Annotated in this window: 1 pseudogene; it reads right to left on the bottom strand. The window is 66.8% G+C overall.

The features are described 5' to 3' along the window. Positions 1–235: pseudogene (locus SB822_RS61060) on the bottom strand (ArgP/LysG family DNA-binding transcriptional regulator); the annotation flags it as partial.

Below are 235 nucleotides of genomic sequence, written 5' to 3'. Positions count from 1 at the left end.
GCCCTGCACGCTGCCGTCGCGAATCCGCTGCGCGGTGTGGTCCTGATCGTCGATCACGAGGTCGAGCAGCATTTGACGCTCGGCGCAAAACGGCGCAACTGCGTCGATGAACCAGGTGCCCACGCTGTCGTCGTTCACCGCCACGCGCAGCGTCGGCCATGCTTCGACCAGACCGCCCGGCAGCGCGGGCACGCGACCGGTCAATTCCGCTTCCAGCAGTTGCACGCGTTCGGTA

This window comes from Paraburkholderia sp. SIMBA_054 (assembly GCF_046534875.1).
GTDB lineage: Bacteria > Pseudomonadota > Gammaproteobacteria > Burkholderiales > Burkholderiaceae > Paraburkholderia > Paraburkholderia hospita.
Note: the sequence above shows the minus strand (reverse complement) of the source record. Positions and strands in the feature narration are given on the sequence as shown.